This is a genomic window from Flavobacterium sp. TR2 (assembly GCF_025252405.1).
In the GTDB taxonomy this organism is placed as follows: Bacteria; Bacteroidota; Bacteroidia; order Flavobacteriales; family Flavobacteriaceae; genus Flavobacterium.
Genome location: NZ_CP104307.1, coordinates 269,010 through 283,961, shown reverse-complemented (window position 1 = coordinate 283,961; position 14,952 = coordinate 269,010). Strand labels below are relative to the sequence as shown.

The 14,952-nt window shown below is 34.5% G+C and carries 17 protein-coding genes and 2 tRNA genes; 10 read left to right on the top strand and 9 right to left on the bottom strand.

Going from position 1 to position 14,952, the window contains the following annotated elements:
• The first annotated feature begins 63 nt into the window (after nucleotides 1-63).
• Both N4T20_RS01345 and N4T20_RS01340 read left to right on the top strand, forming a co-directional pair.
• Nucleotides 64-765, top strand: a complete 702-nt coding sequence (locus tag N4T20_RS01345; RefSeq protein WP_260671366.1) for an SMI1/KNR4 family protein — start codon at nucleotides 64-66, stop codon at nucleotides 763-765.
• An 18-nt stretch (nucleotides 766-783) separates the two neighbouring features.
• A complete protein-coding gene (locus N4T20_RS01340) occupies nucleotides 784-1,869 on the top strand; it encodes a hypothetical protein (RefSeq protein WP_260671365.1) in 1,086 nt (361 codons plus the stop codon).
• A gap of 62 nt (nucleotides 1,870-1,931) precedes the next feature.
• Here N4T20_RS01340 and N4T20_RS01335 read toward each other — a convergent pair whose 3' ends face one another.
• Both N4T20_RS01335 and N4T20_RS01330 read right to left on the bottom strand, forming a co-directional pair.
• Nucleotides 1,932-2,891 (bottom strand): quinone oxidoreductase, encoded by a 960-nt coding sequence (locus tag N4T20_RS01335; RefSeq protein WP_260671364.1) that lies wholly within the window; start codon nucleotides 2,889-2,891, stop codon nucleotides 1,932-1,934.
• Between the two features lie 808 nt (nucleotides 2,892-3,699).
• Entirely contained in the window at nucleotides 3,700-5,106 is a 1,407-nt protein-coding gene (locus N4T20_RS01330; RefSeq protein WP_260671363.1) for an aminopeptidase P N-terminal domain-containing protein, read from the bottom strand.
• 261 nt (nucleotides 5,107-5,367) lie between these two features.
• Between N4T20_RS01330 and N4T20_RS01325 the strand changes: the two genes are divergently transcribed.
• Entirely contained in the window at nucleotides 5,368-5,805 is a 438-nt protein-coding gene (locus N4T20_RS01325) for an META domain-containing protein (protein ID WP_260671362.1), read from the top strand.
• 73 nt (nucleotides 5,806-5,878) lie between these two features.
• Here N4T20_RS01325 and N4T20_RS01320 read toward each other — a convergent pair whose 3' ends face one another.
• From N4T20_RS01320 to msrB, 5 genes are all read right to left on the bottom strand, one after another.
• A complete protein-coding gene (locus N4T20_RS01320) occupies nucleotides 5,879-7,111 on the bottom strand; it encodes an RNA polymerase sigma factor (protein WP_260671361.1) in 1,233 nt (410 codons plus the stop codon).
• A 65-nt stretch (nucleotides 7,112-7,176) separates the two neighbouring features.
• Complete coding sequence (locus N4T20_RS01315) at nucleotides 7,177-7,515, bottom strand: YciI family protein (RefSeq protein WP_260671360.1); 339 nt, start codon at nucleotides 7,513-7,515, stop codon at nucleotides 7,177-7,179.
• An 82-nt stretch (nucleotides 7,516-7,597) separates the two neighbouring features.
• Nucleotides 7,598-8,050, bottom strand: coding sequence for a carboxymuconolactone decarboxylase family protein (locus tag N4T20_RS01310; protein ID WP_260671359.1), 453 nt, complete (start codon nucleotides 8,048-8,050; stop codon nucleotides 7,598-7,600).
• Between the two features lie 182 nt (nucleotides 8,051-8,232).
• Nucleotides 8,233-8,838 carry a peptide-methionine (S)-S-oxide reductase MsrA gene (msrA, locus tag N4T20_RS01305; protein ID WP_260671358.1) on the bottom strand — a complete coding sequence of 202 codons (606 nt, stop codon included), beginning with the start codon at nucleotides 8,836-8,838 and terminating at the stop codon, nucleotides 8,233-8,235.
• Between the two features lie 7 nt (nucleotides 8,839-8,845).
• The gene (gene msrB, locus N4T20_RS01300) at nucleotides 8,846-9,400 is read right to left on the bottom strand and encodes a peptide-methionine (R)-S-oxide reductase MsrB (RefSeq protein WP_260671357.1); all 555 of its coding nucleotides are present in this window, start codon (nucleotides 9,398-9,400) and stop codon (nucleotides 8,846-8,848) included.
• A gap of 298 nt (nucleotides 9,401-9,698) precedes the next feature.
• On the opposite strand from msrB, the gene idi reads away from it, so the two are divergent.
• From idi to N4T20_RS01265, 7 genes are all read left to right on the top strand, one after another.
• The gene (gene idi, locus N4T20_RS01295) at nucleotides 9,699-10,226 is read left to right on the top strand and encodes an isopentenyl-diphosphate Delta-isomerase (RefSeq protein WP_260671356.1); all 528 of its coding nucleotides are present in this window, start codon (nucleotides 9,699-9,701) and stop codon (nucleotides 10,224-10,226) included.
• Between the two features lie 21 nt (nucleotides 10,227-10,247).
• A complete protein-coding gene (locus tag N4T20_RS01290) occupies nucleotides 10,248-10,658 on the top strand; it encodes a 6-carboxytetrahydropterin synthase (protein WP_066033610.1) in 411 nt (136 codons plus the stop codon).
• 3 nt (nucleotides 10,659-10,661) lie between these two features.
• Nucleotides 10,662-11,120 (top strand): peroxiredoxin, encoded by a 459-nt coding sequence (locus tag N4T20_RS01285; RefSeq protein ID WP_260671355.1) that lies wholly within the window; start codon nucleotides 10,662-10,664, stop codon nucleotides 11,118-11,120.
• A 57-nt stretch (nucleotides 11,121-11,177) separates the two neighbouring features.
• A complete protein-coding gene (locus tag N4T20_RS01280) occupies nucleotides 11,178-12,146 on the top strand; it encodes a type I phosphomannose isomerase catalytic subunit (protein ID WP_260671354.1) in 969 nt (322 codons plus the stop codon).
• Between the two features lie 56 nt (nucleotides 12,147-12,202).
• Nucleotides 12,203-12,469, top strand: a complete 267-nt coding sequence (locus tag N4T20_RS01275) for a hypothetical protein (protein WP_012022371.1) — start codon at nucleotides 12,203-12,205, stop codon at nucleotides 12,467-12,469.
• 76 nt (nucleotides 12,470-12,545) lie between these two features.
• Nucleotides 12,546-12,619: transfer RNA gene (locus N4T20_RS01270), tRNA-Thr, on the top strand.
• Between the two features lie 109 nt (nucleotides 12,620-12,728).
• Nucleotides 12,729-12,802: transfer RNA gene (locus tag N4T20_RS01265), tRNA-Thr, on the top strand.
• 352 nt (nucleotides 12,803-13,154) lie between these two features.
• On the opposite strand, the gene N4T20_RS01260 is transcribed toward N4T20_RS01265, so the two are convergent.
• Nucleotides 13,155-13,913: a DUF4369 domain-containing protein gene (locus tag N4T20_RS01260; protein WP_260671353.1), complete on the bottom strand. Its 759-nt coding sequence runs from the start codon at nucleotides 13,911-13,913 to the stop codon at nucleotides 13,155-13,157.
• Nucleotides 13,914-14,044: 131 nt separating this feature from the next.
• Nucleotides 14,045-14,878, bottom strand: a complete 834-nt coding sequence (locus N4T20_RS01255) for a hypothetical protein (protein WP_260671352.1) — start codon at nucleotides 14,876-14,878, stop codon at nucleotides 14,045-14,047.
• Nucleotides 14,879-14,952 lie beyond the last annotated feature (74 nt).

The following is a 14,952-nucleotide window of genomic DNA, read 5'->3' as shown; positions in this document are numbered from 1 at the left end:
TTTTTGCTGTAGTAAAAAGATTGCTATCTTAGTGGTTTGATTGTAATAGAATTTGCCCCAAAGATGACAATACAAGAAATAGAAAAGAAATACGGTTTCAATTTTCCACTTTTATACAAGCAATTAGACGCTGATGGAATGCTCGATGTTGGAGAATATGGCCCAAATTGGTATACAGAAGTTTATCCAACCTTAAAAGATAATCCGCCTTTGCTTTTGCATTCTTATGATTTTGAATCGCTGAACTTGAAATCGGTTGTAGAGGAAATAGAAGAACTTCAAGATCCTGAGGATTATCGAAACATCAACCCAGAATTTAAATTTATTCCGTTTGCCAAAAGCGGCGGCGGGGATCATTATTGTTTTTTCTTAAATGAAGAAAATAATGGCGATGTGCCTATCGTTTTTGTCTGGCACGATTCTAACGAGGTCAATTATTTGGCAAAAAACCTTCAAGATTTTATCTTCAAAGTTTTATTGATCGATATGTCAAAACAAGATGTGTATAATGAGCTTACAGATGAGGAGTTTAGAGAAGATATCGAATCGGTATTTAAATCGCACAAAAAGTATCTGACTGAGCAGCAAAATGCAATTCTATCATCCATCTTGGAAAGAGATATTGTGGATTATGAAATAAATGTTTCTCCAAAAATTATAGAATCGGCTAGAGGATTATTGACAGATTTCGAACTGGAATCAATTGTCAACGAAGTGATTCCTTTTGATAAGATGAATCAGAGTTTTAAATATTCAAACGATTAATTTTTAATGTAAAAATATATGGGCTTTTTCTCCAATTTATTTAATAGAAATAATGATCCGAAATCAATCATTTCTTTTGACGTTATTGATGCAATTTATAGCCATTTATATCATGAATGTAATAGTTTAGAATTCAAAGTAAAAGGAATTCATGACACGGTTACCGTAAATTTGTATTCGGTTCCTTCCTCGTTAGATCATGAAGACGGTAGGGTAGAAGTTAAAAGAGCTGGATTTAATAATGCTTATGAAGTTCTGAACGAACTTTATAAAAAACTGAATATTGGAGGCTTGTCAGAAGAAGCGATGCAGGATGATTTGCAGTATGATTTTATTCATATTCAGTTTTATTCGCGACCAAGTCAGGAAATGAAAAAGCACTTTACAAGTGTTATCAATAACTTCATGATTTTCTTTTGCTGTACTAATAGTTTAGAAATAAACGATTTTAGAATGTTATATTCTAGCAGCCATTTTTCTGATTATGTAAAAGGTTTGCTAGATTCTGAATATCTCGATTTTAACAATCCTCAGAGTGAAACTCAGGAAATAGGAATTAAGGATTTCAAAAAAGTTTTGCAGGCCATCTGCCAGTACTTTGCTATTGATATTCCTGCGGGTATTGAGCTTCCGTCTTCAGAAAATCTGCTGCAGGATGACATAGTTGTTATGGAGGAATTTGAAGAGTTTGTCAAATTGGTTTCAAGAAATAGCATTGAAGAAAATGAAGTGAAAAAATATTCAGAGAAGCTTTTTGAGAGTTTCAATGCTGAAACTAAAGCGTATTACGAAACCACAGAAGATCATTTTGCTTTTTTTGACGAAATAAATACGTGGCATAGCGATTGGAAATTTGATCCCGAAGATGCCGAATATTTTATTTCTGAAATGCTTGGAGAAGATTTTAAATTTGATTACCCAGAAGAAACCTATAGTCATGATCTGTTTCCGTACATTCAATCGGAATTGGAAAAATCAAATTTGGAGCTATTGACTTATGAAACCTACGGAGACAGTTATCTGTTTTTTGTGGTAAACAAAGATGAAGTGGAAAGAATTCTTGAGCTGTCTGACCGAACAAAAATTGAAGTTGCACAGTTGTAATAGATAGCCACGAATTCACGAATTATATTTTAAACAATTCGTGAATTCGTGGCGAAAAAAAATTAAGGAATCAAAATAATTTTTCCTGTGCTTTTTCTGCTTTCCAAGAAATCATGCGCTAGTTTTCCTTCGGACAATTTGAAAGATGTTGGTTCTGAAAGTTTGATTTTTCCTTCTGTAATCCAACTGAATAGTTGAGTGGCTCTTTTGATTCTTTCTTCTTTAGAATTTAAATAGCTCCACAAATCGCCTCCAGTTAAAGTTTTAGAATCATCCATTAGCATTCTAGGGTCTACTGGAGCTGGATCGCCGCCGGCCATACCGAAGAAAACAACTTGTCCGCATTCTTTGGTGACTTCAAAACTTTCCATTAAAGTGCTTCCGATACTGTCGTAAACAGTATCTACACCGTTTGGAACCACTTTAAAAACTTCCGATTTCCAATCGTCATTATAAAGAAAAACATGATCGGCGCCTTGTTCGAAACCAATTTTTGCTTTTTCGGCAGATGAGGTTAGCCCGATAACAGTAGCGCCCAAAAGTTTGCTGATTTGTGTTAGAATCTGACCGACTCCGCCTGCAACTGCATGAATTAAAACGGTTTCTCCTTTTGCTGTTTTGTGGCTGTCTGTAGCAAGATAGTGGGCTGTTAAACCCTGAAGCAAAACTGAAGCGGCGGTTTCAAAAGAAATTTTTTCAGACAGCGGAATGATGTGGTTTACATTTACTGCAACCAGTTCTGCATTGGCAAATGGCGCATCGGCAAATGCTACGCGATCTCCAATTTTATATTCTGGATGATTGTTGGCATCGACTACAATTCCTGCACCTTCATAACCAGCAATAAAAGGAGGATTTCCTTTTAAATGATAATTTCCTTTGCGTCTGTAAACATCAGCAAAATTTAATCCGATGGCTTTCATTTCGACTAAAATCTCGTCGTTTTTTAATTGCGGATTAGGGATATCTATATATTCTAAAACATCTGATTCTCCAAAAGAAGAAAAGGTAAGTGCTTTCATTTTTTACTATTTTAAGAAAGCAAAGTTCGTGAAAAATACGGCGCGGTGATGTTTTAAATTTATTGTTTTAACACATAGAAACATAGATTAGCTTTGTGTAAAAAGGCGTTTCACTTGCATCAATTCACATAGCTATGTGCGGAAGCAGGCTTCTTCTTTTTTAGAAATAAAAGATCTATTTTTTCTGTGTTTAAGGAAATTTTTACTGTTTTAAGAAAGAAAAGTTCGTGAAAAATACGGAGCGGTGATGTTTTAAATTTATTGTTTTAACACATAGAAACATAGATTAGCTTTGTGTAAAAAGGCGTTTCACTCGCATCAATTCACATGGCTATGTGCGGAAGCAGGCTTCTTCTTTTTTAGAAATAAAAGATCTATTTTTTCTGCGTTTAAGGAAATTTTTACTGTTTTAAGAAAGCAAAGTTCGTGAAAAATACGGAGCGGTGATGTTTTAAATTTATTGTTTTAACACATAGAAACATAGATTAGCTTTGTGTAAAAAGGCGTTTTACTTGCATCAATTCACATAGCTATGTGCGGAAGCTGGCTTCTTTTTTAGAAATAAAATGATCTATTTTTTCTGCGTTTAAGGAAATTTTTACTGTTTTAAGAAAGAAAAGTTCGTGAAAAATGCGCAACGATGATGTTTTAAATTTATTGTTTTAACACTTAGAAACATAGATTAGCTTTGCGTAAAAAGGCGTTTCACTTGCATCAATTCACATAGCTATGTGCGAAAGCTGGCTTCTTCTTTTTTTATGGAAATAAAATGATCTATGTTTCTATGTGTTAAAGTAATCTTTTAAAATTAGATCTTAGGAAGTTTCATATCGTTAAAAGTGCTTTTCTGTTTAGCCAAAGCTTCAATATCCTGCCATTTTCTTGGAGAATCTGCAGATAGGTTTTCGTATGAATTTTTAAGCATTAGAATATCATCTTCAATGCGAATACCAATATTCCACCATTTTTTGTCGCATTTGCTGTTTGCTGGAATGTAAATGCCAGGCTCAACGGTCAGGATCATATTTTCTTTTAAAGTTCCCATATAATTTCCTTTGTCGTGAACATCTAGGCCAAGAAAATGCGAACAGCCATGCGGATAGTATAGTTTTACATCTTTCGGGTCTGTGATAATTCCTAGTTTAATTAATCCTGCTGTAATAACTTCTTTTGCTTTTTTATTCAAATCCTGAATTGGAGTTCCTTCTTTGCAAATTTTAAAAACTTCCTCTTGCGCATCATAAACAATTTGATAAATCGCTTTTTGCTCTTCAGTAAACTTTCCGTTGGCAGGTATTGTTCTGGTAACATCTGCAGAATAGCCGTGGTATTCAGACCCAACATCCATTAGCAATAATTGGTTGTCCATTTTTGTGGCATTGTTTTCTCCGTAATGCAAGATGCATCCGTTTGCTCCCGCACCTAAAATTGGATGATAGCCTTCGCCTTCCGCGCCATAGTGTCTGTGTATATAGGCGTGAATTCCGTCAGCTTCATTTTCGCTCATATCGGGACCAACTGCTTTCATCACTTCGTTGTGGGCAATGCAGGACAATTTTACGGTTTTACGCATCAAAACAAGTTCTTCTGGCGTTTTGATTTCACGAAGAGAATTTGTGATATTGGTAAACAAATCTGTTGAAGCTTCGCTCTCTTGTGTAATTCCTGCTTTAGATTTAAAAATTTTAACTAAATCAAAAAGATCTGCTGTGTTGTAAGTATAATCATGAATTCCAGGCGCCGATTTATCATATATGATTTTGTCAAATTTTTTGAAGTCAATTGCAAAGCCATTAAAATCTTTTCCGTTGTAGACAGTCGTAAATCCTAATTTCGATTTTGCTCCTTCAGTGCCTAAACGCCTTCCTGTCCATGTTTCGAGAGTTGCATTTCTCTCTCGCACAAAAAGAACTTCAGTGTATTTTTCTGTTCCTTGAGGTTCTTTAAAAAGCAATAAAACAGCATCTGGTTCTTTGTAGCCTGTTAGATAATACATATCAGGATTTTGGTGGTAATTGTAATCAACGTCTTTTGAGAAAACCCTTTCTGGATATGAAAAAACAACGGCAACTGAATTGGCAGGCATTAAAGCTCTAAAAGCGTCTCGGCGTCCTTGATGAAATTCTTTTGTGAGGTAATCGGTTGGCAGGTTTTCTTGCGAATGAACAAACTGCACTGTAAATGCAAATGCAAATAAAAATAGAAATTGCTTCATTTTTTAAGTTAATTGATGATGATTTTTTGGTTTTTAGATTCGTGCAAATTACAAAAAAAATAATGCCACTTGTTTTATTTTAAACATCTGGGCTATAAAACTTTAAAAAAATGTAGTAACTTAGTTACAGAAAAATATACCTTTTGAAAAAAAATAAACTTTGAAGAAACCTGTAACTGGGCACGAATATTGAGAAAAGAACTTTTATAGAATTATTTTAATCTAAAAAAAACAAATTATAAATCTTTAAAATACATTTTTATGAAAAAATACACATTTGCAGTCCTTTCCGTTTTAACCTTATTATTTGCTTCATGTACGGCATCAAAATCTGCTTCAAGCGGCGAGGATTTATTTGGAACAACTTGGGAATTAGAATATATCTCGGGGCCAAGAATAGCATTTGGAGGATTATATCCGAACAAAAAGCCTCAAATTACTTTTGACAAGAAAGAAACCAAGGTTTATGGAAATAATGGCTGTAACGGTTACAGTGCGCCATATACTTTAAGCGGCAAATCTTTAACTTTTGGAGAGCCTGGACCGACAACGATGATGTTTTGCGAAGGTGGAGGAGAACAGACATTTTTGAAACAAATGGAAAAAATTACAAGTTATTCTATTGATAAAGATGGAAAACTAAATTTAATTGAGGGCGATGTGCCAATGATGCGATTTAAAAAAGTAGCCAAACAATAGTCTAAAAATAAATACAGAAGAAAGTGAAATGAAACCAATCATTTCACTTTTTTTGTTTTTATGGCAAAACAGTTTAGTTTAACTGCTTCATATTTTTACTGATAATATTTTTGTCTGCTGCCGTTTTAGCTAAATCAAATGCGGTTTTGAAATGTTGTGACGCTTTTTTTGAATCAATTTCAGAATACAGATTTCCGAGTAGGGAATAATAAAAGTGATTGTCGGTTAAATTCAGTTTTTCTGCTTCTTCGATTGCTTCTGTTTTGCCTTTTACTTTAGACAGGGCATAAGTTCTATTTAAGGCGACAATTGGCGAGTATTCTAAAATAATCAGATTGTTGTAGAGTTCCAGAATATTTTCCCATTTTTCGATAGTTTCTTTTTTGATGGTGTGCCAATAGGCAATTCCGGCTTCCAAGTGATATTTAGAAAGTGAATTTCCAGTTGAAGACTGGCTTAAAAAATAGGTTCCTTTGTTTATTAATTCCTGATTCCAAAGCGATTGGTCTTGGTCTTCATACAAAATAATTTCGCCATTTAACCCAGTTCGCGCGTCAAATCTTGAAGAATGAAAACACATCAGTGCCATCAAAGCATTGGTTTGCGGCAGATTTGTGCTTTCATTTTGAATCAATAAATAAGTCAGGCGCATCGCTTCCGTGCAAAGATCTTTTCGTAAAGTAGTGTTTTGCGAAATCGAGTAATAACCTTCAGAATAAAGCAAATAAATCGTTTTCAGAACGGTTTGAATTCTGTCTTTTATTTCAGAACTGCTCGGATTCTGAATCTTTATATTTTCTTCTTTAAGTTTTTCTTTAGCGCGATTAATCCTTTTGTAAATGACTTCTCTGTTAGACAAAAAAGCATCAGAGATTTCATTTACTCCAAAACCGCACAGTAAATTTAAGGCAAGGGCAATTTGAGCTTCTTCAGAGTTGCATGGATTGCAAACCGTAAAGATCATCGCGAGCTGACTGTCGGCAATATTCTGATCTGATAAATCAATGTCGATTTCAGGATTGTTTAGCGAAGTGTTGTGTTTTATTTCGGCAACAATTTTGGTTTCAAAGACGTTATTTCTTTTCAGGTAGTTTTTGGTTTTGTTTTTTGCTGCGGTATACAGCCAGGCAGTTGGATTTTCTGGAATTCCTTTGATGGCCCAAGTTTCTGAAGCTGCTAAAAAAGTATCGCTTACAATATCTTCGGCGATTTCGATATGCTGAATTCCGAATAAGCTGCAGAGAACTGAAACTATTTTTTGATACTCGGTTCTAAATAAATTGGGTATAAGTTCTTTGTGCTCCATATTCTAAGGAAAAAAATGCCTAAGTAAAGATACAAAGGCATTTTTATATAAGGTGGTTTTTTAATCTAAACGGCCATTCTAATTTCGACATTTCCGCCAAAATTCAAAACAGGACATCCTTGTGCGATTTCGGCAGCTTCGTCATAATCTTTGGCTTTAATAATGATTAATCCGCCAATAGATTCTTTGATTTCGACAAAAGGTCCGTCTGTAATTCCTTTATTCGAATTTACAAGTTTTCCCTGCCCATCCCAGCGCTGTAAAGGTCTTGCCAATTTATCTTGAGCCGCAAGACTCCCGAACCAGTTTTGCCATTGCTGCAAATGCTCTTGGTATTCTTCTGGAGAGGGCTGTGCTTCTTTTGTTTTAAAATCTCTTCTAAAAATCAATAAAAACTCATTCATTTTTTTATGTTTTTATAATTGAATAATCTGTTTTAAGCTGTATAAAGTTAATTGTTTTTAGAAAACAAAAATCAATAATGATTTATCCAAATTGTCCCACTCTATAAGATCCTGGCGTGTTGGCAAATGTGATGTTAAGACGATTCCAGGCATTAATAGCCGCAACGGCAAGTGCAAGATCAATCAATTCTTGTTCTGTAAATTCGGCTTTTGCAATTTCGTAAATTTCGTCTGGAACATCGCAGGCATTTACTGCTTCGGCTAGAGCAAGAGCAACTCTTTCTCTTTTTGTATAATAAGGAGTTTCTCTCCAAACGCTTAATCCAAATAAACGCTGTGGTGTCTCTCCAGCAGCCAAAGCTTCTTTTGAATGCATATCTAAACAATAACCGCAGTTGTTGATTTGAGAGATTCTGAAATTTATTAATTCCATAAGAGAAGCTTCGATTGTTCCTTTTTTCAAGTACCCGCTGATTCCAAATAATGTGCTAATTGCTTTTTGACCTTTTTCGAATAAATTAATTCTAGTTTCCATGATGTATAATTTTTAATTGTTTATACCCTAATAACAATCGAACTTTCAGAATTGGACAAATAATTGGAAAAAAAATGAAATATTTTTTTAATTAAAAGAAAATCCCTGTGTTTGCAGGGGTTGGGGAAATAAAAAAACCGCCCATTTTGATAGACGGTTTCAGAATAATATGTGTATAATCGTTATTTCTTTTTCAATTTGTCTTTAAAAACCTTTTCAAACTTTTCTAGTTTGGGCTGAATGACCATTTTGCAATACGGCTGGTTTTTATTGTTGGCATAATAATTCTGATGGTAATCTTCGGCTTTGTAAAAAACTTTGAAAGGTTCCACTTTGGTTACAATCGGACTGTTGTAAACCTTTGCTTTGTTTAGTTCGGCAATAATGCTTTGCGCCGCTTTTTTCTGTTCGTCATTTTTGTAAAAAATAACAGAACGGTACTGTGTGCCAACATCTGCTCCCTGACGGTTTAAAGTTGTCGGATCATGCACGGTAAAAAAAACTTTGAAGATTTCGTTAATATCGGTTATGTTTTTATCGTATGTAATCTGAACGACTTCAGCATGGCCAGTTGTTCCAGTGCAAACTTCTTCATAGGTTGGATTCGCGGTTTTTCCGCCAGAAAATCCAGAAACTACAGATTTTACTCCGTCAAGATTTTCGTAAACGGCTTCAACGCACCAGTAGCAGCCTCCGCCTAGTGTGATTGTTTCTAGGTTTGCTTTTTTATTTTGAGAAAAGCCATTCGGCGAAAGCGCAAAAAGGCATATTAAAAGTATATTTTTCATTTTTAGATTATTTATTGTCGGGAATAAAATCAAGAGCAATCGAGTTCATGCAGTAGCGTTTTCCGGTAGGAGCAGGGCCGTCATCAAATAAATGTCCTAGATGGCCGCCACAGCGTCCGCAAAGCGCTTCAATTCTTTCCATTCCAAGAGAATTATCATTTTTAAAAACAATGCTCTTTTTGTTTCCCTGTTCAAAAAAGCTTGGCCATCCGCAGCTGCTTGAGAATTTTGCCGTAGATCTAAAAAGCATATTGCCGCAAGAAGCGCAATAATAAGTTCCTTTTTCGTCGGTGTTCCAGTATTTTCCAGTAAAAGGCCTTTCAGTATCAGCTTCACGCATTACGGCGTACACATCTTCAGGCAAAACCTTTTTCCATTCGGCATTGCTTACATTTAATTTCGTTGTGTCGGTATTTGAATAATATGGATTTCCCGGCTTACTGATTTTGTTTTCCATGACAGCAGTTTTTGCAGGTTGTTTTTTTGTGTTTTGTCCGCAAGCTTGTAGAATAAAAAGCGGTATTATAAAAGTGAGACTGAGAATTATTTTTTTCGTTTTCATATTTTAAGCTTTAAATTGAATATTGTTTTTCAAAGGTACGAGGAGACTTATCATGAAAAATGTCACATAGTTGACAATTCAGATATTTTTAAGTATGTTTTAACTTTTTATTAGTTACGTAAAATGAGACAATGTAGTTTTTATGTCTTAATTTTAACAGTTTTTAAATTTTAGCGTATAATTATCGCATTGAAAATCAATAGAATAGAAATTGGGTGAAAAGTTGAGCTTTTGCCAAGCTTAATTAGCATTTTTAAGCCATTTCTTTTTTCGTATTTTTGTTTGCTTAAGAAGCCTTATGATAGAAGAAAATGTAATACTAGTTAATCAAAACGATGAACAGATTGGCTTAATGCCAAAATTGGAAGCACATGAAAAAGCGCTTTTGCACCGTGCCTTTTCGGTTTTTATTTTGAACAGTAAAAACGAAATTATGCTGCAGCAGCGTGCTCATCATAAATACCATTCTCCTTTGCTTTGGACAAACACTTGCTGCAGCCATCAGAGAGAAGGTGAAAGCAATATTGAAGCAGGAAGCCGAAGATTGTTTGAAGAAATGGGTTTTAAAGCTGAATTGAAAGAGCTGTTTCATTTTATCTATAAAGCGCCTTTTGATAATGGCTTGACAGAACATGAATTGGATCATGTTATGATTGGCTACTATAATGAGGAACCCAACATAAACCCAGACGAAGTGGAAGACTGGAAATGGATGAGTATTGAAGATGTAAAAGCAGATATTAAAAAACAGCCCGAAATTTATACCGTATGGTTTAAGATAATTTTTGATGAATTTGATCATTATCTCGAAGACCATAAATTATAGCCAAACCAACCAGAAACAGAAATGAGAGTAACCATATCAAGAAAAGCACATTTTAATGCTGCACATCGGCTGCATCGAAAAGATTGGTCATTTGAAAAAAACGATGCTGTTTTTGGAAAATGCAATAATCCTAACTTTCATGGTCACAATTATGGTTTAACAGTAAGTGTTACAGGAAAGATTGACCCAGAAACTGGTTTTGTTCTCGATGTGAAAGTATTAGCGGATATTATACGAGAAGAAGTAGAAATTCCGTTTGATCACAAAAATCTTAATCTGGATGTTCCAGAATTTGCAGATTTGAATCCGACCGCAGAAAATATTGCTGTTGTGATATGGAATAAAATTAGACAACGAATTCATGCTGACTTTGATCTGGAAGTTGTGCTGAACGAAACGGAACGAAATTTTGTAACTTATAAAGGAGAATAAAAAATGTCATTAAAAATAGGAGATATAGTTCCGAATTTTACTGCGAAAGACAACAATGGAGAACTTTTTGAAAGCCAAAGCGTTTTAGGAAGAAAGCCGCTGGTAATTTATTTTTATCCTAAAGATAATACGCCTGGCTGTACAACTGAAGCCTGCAGTTTTCGGGATCAATACGAAGATTTTAAAGATCTGGGTGCTGAGGTAATTGGTATTAGCAGCGATAGTGTAAAGTCACATCATAAATTTGCCGCTAAACATAAATTACCTTTTATTTTGCTTTCAGATCAAGATAAAAGATTAAGAAAACTTTTTGGTGTCCGCAATAGCCTGTTCGGACTTCTGCCAGGACGTGTTACCTATATAATTGATAAAAATGGTTTGCTGATTTCGATATTTGACAGCGCAAATGCGGCCAAACATATACCGAAAGCTTTAGAAATCGTACAAGAATTAGTATCATAGAATACCAAAATAGTATCAGATTAGAATTAATTAAACAAATATATTAGCCTAAAAAACATGAGTCAAAATTTATACCCTTTGCAATTTGAACCGATTTTGAAAGAAAGAATCTGGGGAGGAGAAAAATTAAAAACAATTCTGAATAAGCCAATCGTTTCTAAAATTACTGGCGAAAGCTGGGAATTATCTACTGTGCAAGGAGATGTAAGTGTGGTTGCAAATGGAGTTTTAAAAGGAAAATCTTTAATGGATTTAATCGATGAAACGCCAGACGCTATTTTAGGAACTAAAGTTTATGAAAGATTTGGAAAACAATTTCCATTGCTTTTTAAATACCTAGATGCAAGAGAGGATCTTTCTATTCAGGTGCATCCAAACGATAAGCTGGCAAAAGAACGCCATAATTCATTTGGAAAAACTGAAATGTGGTACGTTATGCAGGCAGATGCCGATGCTCGAATTATTGTTGGTTTTAAAGAAGATTCAAGCAAAGAAGAATATTTAAAACATTTGCACGATAATACTTTGGTTTCTATTCTGGATGACGTGAAAGCCAAATCGGGAGATGTTTTCTTCTTAGAAACGGGAACGGTTCACGCAATTGGCGCTGGTTTAGTAGTTGCCGAGATTCAGCAGACTTCTGATATTACTTATAGATTATACGATTTTGACCGTGTAGATGCACAAGGAAATAAAAGAGAATTGCACGTAGATTTAGCCCTAGATGCTATAAACTACAATAAAGTTGATACGCAAAAGAAATACGATTCAAAAACCAATACTTCAAATGTTGTAGTAGATTGCCCTTATTTTACGACAAACTTTATTCCGTTAGAAGATAAAGTGGAAGTTTCTAAATCTGGAGAAACATTTACAGTTTATATGTGCATTGAAGGAAGTTTCGAAATAGAATATGACGGATTTAAGCAGGCGTACAAAAAAGGAGATACTGTTTTGGTTCCAGCTGCGATAAATGCATTTGTTTTGAGCGGAAAAGCTTCAATTTTAGAAATTTACATTTCTTAACACTTATTCTAAAGATAATATGTACTTTTGCAGACGCAAATTAAAATTATAAAAAAATGGCAAACGTTAAAAATTTAAAGAAAGACATCAATTTTGTATTAGGAGATATTATTGAGGCAGTTTACTTGTTTGAGATGTCTACAACAGGAAATCCTACTCCAGAAACGAATGCTTTAATCGATGAAGCTATTGCTGCATTTGATACTTTGATTACAAAAGTGAACGCTAAGAACGTTGAAAATAAAAAAGCACACTTTAAACAAATCAATGTTGAATTAGAACAAACTGCTAATCAATTGATTGAAAAAATCAACGCACTATAAGCAAAAAAAAGTGTAAAAAAGTGCAAAATTATTTTGGGAAATTGAAAAACCGCTTTATATTTGCACCCGTAATGAGGCCGATGTAGCTCAGCTGGCTAGAGCAGCTGATTTGTAATCAGCAGGTCGTGGGTTCGAGTCCCTCTATCGGCTCAAACGGAAACCATCACAGAAATGTGATGGTTTTTTTAATTATAGAGAGAGGTGTGAAATTTTTTTTGGAATATTAAAAAACATTTATATCTTTGCACTCGCAAAATAGGCCGATGTAGCTCAGCTGGCTAGAGCAGCTGATTTGTAATCAGCAGGTCGTGGGTTCGAGTCCCTCTATCGGCTCAAAAAACCATCACAGAAATGTGGTGGTTTTTTTTTGTTCCAAAAAAAATAAATTCCAATTTTTAAATTCCAAATTCTAAACATCACCTTTGTCAAAGTTTAAAACTTTGACAAAGGTCTTTATAGCGAAAATTTAAATTTTGGAGTTTTATTGGAGAAGTTTTTCAAATATAGCCTGCGGTTTCAACTGCGGGAAACGTATTTAGGGAAATGCATTATATTGAAGCAATAAAATTGCGCTCTAAGGGGCGAAACTGCTAGCAATGATGTTTTGTGTCTTTTGCAGGAATTTCGTCGGTTTAAGCATAAAAAAAACGCCCTGAATTTTCAAGACGTTTATTTTGTTTTTGTTTTATTCTGCTGGAGTTGCAGTTGCTGCTGGAGCTGCTGGAGTTTTTTGTTCCTCTTTCTTAATTTCGGCAACATATTTTGTCAGTTTCTTTCCGTAAAGCGATTGAGCTACTTTTGGAGTCATCGATTTTTGAATTGTATCAAGAAACTTCAAATTGATATCGTAAATCTCTGCTAAAGCAATATAAGGAGCTACTTCGTGATCTTTATTGTTGATGGCAAAGTTTGTAGCGTACAAATATTTTCTTTTAATATTAGACTGCTGTTTTGCGTCAATGCTGTCAAATGCTTTCTGGTCTTTTCTTTTTAAAGCTTTAAATTTTGACTCAACCATAGAAAGATTTTCATCTCTAAAACGAACATTTATTTTCTGATATTCTTCGTACAATTCTTGGTTCTTAGAACCAGTGATTTTTGCGCCAGCGATGAAGTTGTCTAAATTGGTTTCAATATTAATATTTCCTGGCTCTGCAAAGAATAAAATATTGTTGTCTAATGAATTTGTTACACCTCGATCTAAATATAGATATAACATTTCTGGAGATTCTAATTTAATATCTCTTTCAAAGGCTGAGTTTCCATCAATTTTAATGCTGTCGATGGCAACAAGAGAAGTGTCAACAATTCTTTGGATATATAAAGTTCCGGTTTTTAAACCTTTAATGTTTCCTGTGATGTGTAGGTTGTCAGCGGCTGTTTCTTTTTTGCCGCAAGATGCTAATAGTGCAAGAGTAACAAAAGCAATTAGTGTTTTTTTCATTAGTTTTTGAGATTTTGGTGCAAAATAAAGAAAATAGTTTAAATGTAAAGAAGCAGATGCTGTTTTTATAAAAAAAATAAATCCCAATCTATTTCTAAATTGGGATTTTTAAAGTGGTGCAAGAAAAGGTCTTACATTGATAGTTTGAATGAAGAGCCGTTTTCGTGTGTATAAGTGTAAAGGGCGTCGCAGTCATTGTTTCCGTAATCTACCACGCCATTTAAAATGCCTCCTTGTACTTTCAGCTGTCCTTTAGAAATAAATAGGCATGAATATTTTTTAATCAATGGTTCTTTTACTGTCAGAGTAAGTGTTTCTCCTTTTGATGAGGTTACTGTATGTGTGCCTTCTGTAATCTCATACACATTGTCAGATAAAACAAAAGGAGTATCAACGCCTGCTGTTTGTTTGGTTGTATAGATTCCTGAATTGGTATAAACTGCTCCTTGCGAATCTGTAAGCTTACCATTGGTCACTTTTCTAGTCCATTGTGGTACAGTAGGAGTAGTAGTAGTGTTGGTGTATTCAATAGTTCCTTCTAGCTTAATGTCTTTTATAGAGTAGTCAATTCTTTCAATCGTCATTTTGCTTCCAGTTGTAGTGATTGGTCCAGAAAGTGTTACTTTTAGTTTTCCTTTTCGGACAAGACCATTTCCATCTTTGCATCCAGCTGTTCCAAAATCGGCTAAAAAGACTTTAGGATAATCTCCTCCGTTTGGTGTGGTAATTGTGATCGTGGCACAAATTCCAGCAGGTGTTTCGGCAGTTTTTCCAGTTGATGAGGTGCTGGTGCTGATTAAAAGTCCGCTGTTAAGATCCATTTCGTTTGATGTGTCAACAGCAACAGAAGCTCCAATGCTTCCTAGGTTGGTTGAAACGGTGTCTTCGTTGTGGTCGCTTGAGCAAGAAACATAAATAAGTGCGGTTGCGCAAATTGCTGTTAATAGAATTGCAGTTTTTTTCATAATGGTTTTGTTTTTGGATTAGATTAATAAGGCATTCAAATGTAATAAAAAAAATAAATTACAATAAAAAAAAT

Excerpts from the sequence above, each read along its gene's own strand:
- N4T20_RS01345 (WP_260671366.1), top strand. The coding sequence starts at position 64 with ATGACAATACAAGAAATAGAAAAGAAATACGGTTTCAATTTTCCACTT.
- N4T20_RS01340 (WP_260671365.1), top strand. The coding sequence starts at position 784 with ATGGGCTTTTTCTCCAATTTATTTAATAGAAATAATGATCCGAAATCA.
- N4T20_RS01335 (WP_260671364.1), bottom strand. The coding sequence starts at position 2,891 with ATGAAAGCACTTACCTTTTCTTCTTTTGGAGAATCAGATGTTTTAGAA.
- N4T20_RS01330 (WP_260671363.1), bottom strand. The coding sequence starts at position 5,106 with ATGAAGCAATTTCTATTTTTATTTGCATTTGCATTTACAGTGCAGTTT.
- N4T20_RS01325 (WP_260671362.1), top strand. The coding sequence starts at position 5,368 with ATGAAAAAATACACATTTGCAGTCCTTTCCGTTTTAACCTTATTATTT.
- N4T20_RS01320 (WP_260671361.1), bottom strand. The coding sequence starts at position 7,111 with ATGGAGCACAAAGAACTTATACCCAATTTATTTAGAACCGAGTATCAA.
- N4T20_RS01315 (WP_260671360.1), bottom strand. The coding sequence starts at position 7,515 with ATGAATGAGTTTTTATTGATTTTTAGAAGAGATTTTAAAACAAAAGAA.
- N4T20_RS01310 (WP_260671359.1), bottom strand. The coding sequence starts at position 8,050 with ATGGAAACTAGAATTAATTTATTCGAAAAAGGTCAAAAAGCAATTAGC.
- msrA (WP_260671358.1), bottom strand. The coding sequence starts at position 8,838 with ATGAAAAATATACTTTTAATATGCCTTTTTGCGCTTTCGCCGAATGGC.
- msrB (WP_260671357.1), bottom strand. The coding sequence starts at position 9,400 with ATGAAAACGAAAAAAATAATTCTCAGTCTCACTTTTATAATACCGCTT.
- idi (WP_260671356.1), top strand. The coding sequence starts at position 9,699 with ATGATAGAAGAAAATGTAATACTAGTTAATCAAAACGATGAACAGATT.
- N4T20_RS01290 (WP_066033610.1), top strand. The coding sequence starts at position 10,248 with ATGAGAGTAACCATATCAAGAAAAGCACATTTTAATGCTGCACATCGG.
- N4T20_RS01285 (WP_260671355.1), top strand. The coding sequence starts at position 10,662 with ATGTCATTAAAAATAGGAGATATAGTTCCGAATTTTACTGCGAAAGAC.
- N4T20_RS01280 (WP_260671354.1), top strand. The coding sequence starts at position 11,178 with ATGAGTCAAAATTTATACCCTTTGCAATTTGAACCGATTTTGAAAGAA.
- N4T20_RS01275 (WP_012022371.1), top strand. The coding sequence starts at position 12,203 with ATGGCAAACGTTAAAAATTTAAAGAAAGACATCAATTTTGTATTAGGA.
- N4T20_RS01260 (WP_260671353.1), bottom strand. The coding sequence starts at position 13,913 with ATGAAAAAAACACTAATTGCTTTTGTTACTCTTGCACTATTAGCATCT.
- N4T20_RS01255 (WP_260671352.1), bottom strand. The coding sequence starts at position 14,878 with ATGAAAAAAACTGCAATTCTATTAACAGCAATTTGCGCAACCGCACTT.